The 4,566-nt window shown below is 72.1% G+C and carries 3 protein-coding genes; 2 read left to right on the plus strand and 1 reads right to left on the minus strand.

The features are described from left to right. A partial coding sequence (locus tag ACTS11_RS01605) for a hydantoinase B/oxoprolinase family protein (RefSeq protein WP_442638605.1) occupies positions 1-868 on the plus strand: 868 nt, incomplete at its 5' end. Positions 869-1,181: 313 nt separating this feature from the next. Next, positions 1,182-2,969: a histidine kinase N-terminal 7TM domain-containing protein gene (locus tag ACTS11_RS01610; RefSeq protein ID WP_442638606.1), complete on the plus strand. Its 1,788-nt coding sequence runs from the start codon at positions 1,182-1,184 to the stop codon at positions 2,967-2,969. Between the two features lie 22 nt (positions 2,970-2,991). On the opposite strand, the gene ACTS11_RS01615 is transcribed toward ACTS11_RS01610, so the two are convergent. Next, positions 2,992-4,566: HWE histidine kinase domain-containing protein (locus ACTS11_RS01615; protein WP_442638607.1), on the minus strand; the 1,575-nt coding region annotated here is incomplete at its 5' end.

A 4,566-nucleotide genomic window follows, 5' to 3' on the forward strand; every position in this document is an offset into this window, starting at 1 on the left:
GCTGCCGAAGGGGCGCTTCGCGATCGCCCAGCCGCAGGACGACGGCAGCACCTGGCGCGCCGCGATCGAGATCGCGGCGGACCGCTTCACCGTCGATCTGCGCGATGCGCCCGACCAGAGCCCGGGGCCCTACAACGCCAGCCGCGACGGCGCCGTGATCGCCTGCCAGATCCTCTTCAAGGCGCTGACCGACCCCGAGCGCTTCGCCAACGCGGGCTCCTTCGAGCCGCTGACCGTCCTGACCCGGCCCGGCAGCCTCTTCGATCCCTCGCCCGAGGCGGCGCACGGCTACTATTTCGAGACGCGCATCCGGCTCGTGGACATGCTCTGGCGCTGCCTCGCGACCGAGGCGGGCGCGGACCTGCCGGCGGGCCACTTCGCCTCGATCTTCGGCACGGTGATCGCCGGAACCCACCCCGAGACCGGCCGCCGTTACGCGATGGTCGAGCCGCAGATGGGCGGCTGGGGCGCGACCGGGCGGCGTCCGGGCAACGACGCGATGTTCTCCACCAACCACGGCGACACGTTCAACTGCCCCGTCGAGGTGGCCGAGGCCCGCTACGGCTTCGAGGTCGTGTCGAAGGCGCTCGGCGAAAGGCCCGAGCGTCCGGGGGAGCATGCCGGGGGCAGGGGCCTCGTCACGCGCTACAGGATGCGGGGTGCGGCGGTGATGTCGGCGGGCTTCTCCCACGCGGAGGTCCCGGTCTGGTCGCTGCCGGGCGCCGGACCGGGTGGCCGCAACGCGCTCGCGGTCCGCAAGGGCGATGACCGCGTGGCGCAGCCGGGCTTCGTCAGCAACCTGCGCCTCTCGGCCGGGGACGAGGTCGAGATCCGGACCGCCAGCGGCGGGAATGCCGCCATGCCCTGAGCGGTCTCGGGCGCCGCGTCCGGCAATCGGGCAACGACCTCGACCGGGGAGGGGCAGGGCCGGCCCGTTCGGATGCAGCGGGGCGTTGGTGGCCAATCTGTGGCAGGCCCCGCGGTTCCCCCGCGGGCGGCGCGGTGGCGTCCTCGGCCTGCGCTTGCTGGACGGAGGCCGCCCGAACCGGCGCGCAGGGCGGCACATCCCGAAGCTCGCGACGCGCCGCGCCCGCGCGCGAACTTGCCATTCCGACGCCCGAATTTCACCATCGCGGGTGGCGATGCTGCCGGACAAGTTTCGCCATGAACAAGCAACCTCGATGACCTGCTTCAACGAGCTGTACGCGGATCATTTCTTCTTCGTGGCCTCGGGCATCAGCCTGCTGGCCGCGCTGGTGATGATCTGGACCGTCCGGACGCAAGCGTTCCACGGCAAGGTCTTCTACGCCCTCACCTTCGTCGGCGTGATCTGGACGCTCCTGTCCGTGGGACTCGAGGCGGCCTCGGCCGGCCAGGACTGCCAGCTCGGCTGGGCGACGGTGGCGTGGCTGGGGAACGCGCTGGTCCCGGTCGCGTGGTGCTTCTTCGTCCTATCCTACCTCGGCAATGGCGCCTGGCCGCACGCCGGCAAGGCGCGCGTCGCCGTCGTCGTGTTCCCCGTCGCGGCGCTGGCCTTCGCCGCCACGAACCCGTGGCACAACCTCCTCTACCTCGACACCACGGCGATCCCCGTCGGCAGCGACCGCATCGACTTCGACCACGGCCCGGCCTTCTACGTCATCATCGCCATCCTCTACGCCTTCGTGCTCGCGGCACTCTGGCGGCTGGCGGGCGCCTTCCGGCGCGCGAGGCGGTCCGCCTGGGCGCTGCTGGCGACGCTCGTCGGGGTCACGATCTCGCCGCTCGTCGCCAATGCGGCCTATGTCGGCTTCGGGTTCCGGGTCTTCGGCGTCGATCCCACGGCCTACCTCTTCACGCTGGGCGTGCTGCTCTTCACCTGGCTCCTGGTGTCCAACAAGACCATCGACATGGCCTCCGTCGGCCGGTCGATCCTGTTCGACACGATGAGCGAGCCCGTCGTCCTGATCGACCGGCAGCGCAATGTCGTGCTCATGAACATGGCCGCCCGGCGCAGCGCGCTGGTCGACGGGGGCGGGGCGCTGCTGAGGGCGGTCATCCGCGACATGGACTTCTCGGGGCGCGCCGCCGGGGATGCCCATGTCGGCGTCGGGGAGAAGGTCTACGAGCCGCGGTCGGCCGGGATCGAGAACCCGCTCGATCCCGCGGGCCCGGTCCTGGGCTGGAGCGTCACCTTCGTCGACATCACGGACCGCATCGCCGCCAGCGCCGCGCTGCAGGAGGCGCTGCGCAAGGCGGACGAGGCCAACCGCGCCAAGGACGAGTTCATCGCCGTGGTCAGCCACGAGATGCGCACGCCCCTGACCTCGCTGAAGAGCGGTCTCACGCTCGCGCTCAGCGGCCGTCTGGGCGAACTCAGCGACCAGGTGCGCTCCTCGCTCGAGATCGCGCATCGCAGCGGCGTGCGCCTGTCGCGCCTCGTGGACGACATCCTCCTCGCGCAGAAGATGGACCTCGGCGCGCTGTCTCTCGAAAGCCAGAGGGTCGATCTCGCCCGGTCCCTCGAGGAGAGCATCGAGGAGAACAGGACCTTCGCCTCCGCCCGGGGCGTGCGCCTCGCCATCGCGCGGATCGACCGGCCCGCGATGGTGGTCGGCGACGCCTTCGCCATCCGGCAGATCATCGACAACCTCGTCTCGAACGCGATCAAGTTCTCGGACGAGAAGGGCGTCGTCGAGGGCACGCTGCGCAATGAGGGCGGCCGTCTGCGCCTCTCGATCCGGGACACCGGGCGCGGCATCCCGGAGGGCAACGAGGACGTCGTGTTCGGCCGCTTCCGGCAGGTGGCGAACGGCAAGCAGGGCTCGACGCAGGGCTCGGGGCTCGGCCTCCACATCGCGCGGCGGCTGGCCCGGCAGATGGAGGGCGACGTCTTCTACGAGAGCAAGGAAGGCGTCGGCACGACGTTTCATCTGGAGTTCAACCAGGCGATCAGCGTCGAGGCCGCTCCGCCGCGCATGGTCGGCTGACGGCGCGGCCCCGCGCCCGGGTTCACCGCGCGCGCGGCGCCGCGCGGCGCACGGCGCGCACCAGGTCCCCCGGCGAGATCGGCTTCTGCAGATGCACGTGGTCGTCGTCCCCGCGCTCGCCATGACCGGCGGCGCGGTAGCCCGAGACGAACACGATCCTGGCGCCACGCTGCTCGAGGAGCCGGGCCACCGGCAGGCTGCTCTCGCCGTTGAGGTTGCGGTCGAGAACCGCCACCTCGACATCGGCCGCCTCGGCCTTCTCCAGCGCCTCCGACAGCGATCCGGCCTCGCCCACGATCGCGGCCCCGGCCTCGCGCAGCATCTCGACGAGGTCGAGCCGCACGATCGCCTCGTCCTCGACCACCAGGATGCGAAGGCCCGCGAGCGCGGCGTCCTCCGCCGCCGGGGCGGCGGGCTCGGGCGCGGGGGCGCCCTCCCGCGTGTCCTGCCCTCCCGCGGGCAACGGCACGCAGAGCACGCAGCGCAGCCCGTCGGGCGCGTGGTCGAGACGCACGCCGTCGCCATCGGTGAAGAGCCCGAGGAGCAGCGACGTCCCGAACCCCTTGCGCGCGGGCGGCCCCGAGACCGGCGGCCCCCCGGTCTCCTTCCAGACGACGCGCAGCATGGGCCGGTCTCCGGACGGCTCGATCGACCAGCCGAGGCTCACCCGTCCGTCGGGCACCGACCAGGCCCCGTACTTGATCGCGTTCGTCGACAGCTCGTGGAGTGCCAGGGCGAGGTCGGCGGCCTCCTTCGGCGGCAGGACCACGCCGCGGTCGCCTTCGAGCTCGAGCTGCCGCGCATCGGCGGCGCGGCCCATCTCGTCGTCGATGAGCCGGCCCATCGTGGCCCCTTCCCAGCGGCCTTCGGACAGCACGCCGTGGGTGCGCGCCATCGCGCCCACCCGGCCGCTCAGCGCCGCCACGAAGTCCGCCTTGCTCTGCGCGGGCTCGTCGCTGATCCGGATCATCGCGGTGATCGTGGCCAGCATGTTGCGCACCCGGTGGTCGAGCTCGCGCATCAGCAGATCGCGCCGCTCGGCGTCGCGCTTGCGCTCGGTCACATCCCAGAGGGTCAGGACGGCGCCGGTCACGCTGCCGTCCGGGCCGAAGATGGACCCGCCGCGGAAGTGGCACGAGGCATGGTGGCCGGTCGCGGTCCGGACGAGATACTCCGTCTCCTCGAGATCCTCGCCCCGGAGCGGCGGGCGGTCCGGTCCGGCCTCGGGGGCGAGCGGGGCACCGTCCGCCGCGAGAAGCTGCCGCGTCTCGAGGAGTTCGGCGAAGTCCTGCTCCTCCTCCCGCAGCGGGCCGAGGAGCTTCCAGGCCTCGCGGTTGGCGTAGATGACGCGGCCCCTTTCGTCGAGCGCGATGACCCCCTCGGACATGTTCTCGAGGATGCCCTGCCGCTGCGCCGTCAGCGCGCCGACCTCGTCGAGGAGGCGCTGGCGCTCGGTCGCGACGTCCTCGGCCCGGACACGGCGGTCGACTTCGCGCTCGAGCTCGCCCGCGGTCCGCCTCCAGGAGACGGCCGCCGCCGAGAGATGGCGGTTCTGCCGCATGATCGTCGCGATGGCGAGGCCGAGCAGCACCGAGGC

This window comes from Roseicyclus sp. (assembly GCF_052168335.1).
Taxonomy (GTDB): domain Bacteria; phylum Pseudomonadota; class Alphaproteobacteria; order Rhodobacterales; family Rhodobacteraceae; genus Roseibacterium.

Coding starts and splice junctions, on each gene's coding strand:
- ACTS11_RS01610 (WP_442638606.1), top strand. CDS start 1,182: ATGACCTGCTTCAACGAGCTGTACGCGGATCATTTCTTCTTCGTGGCC.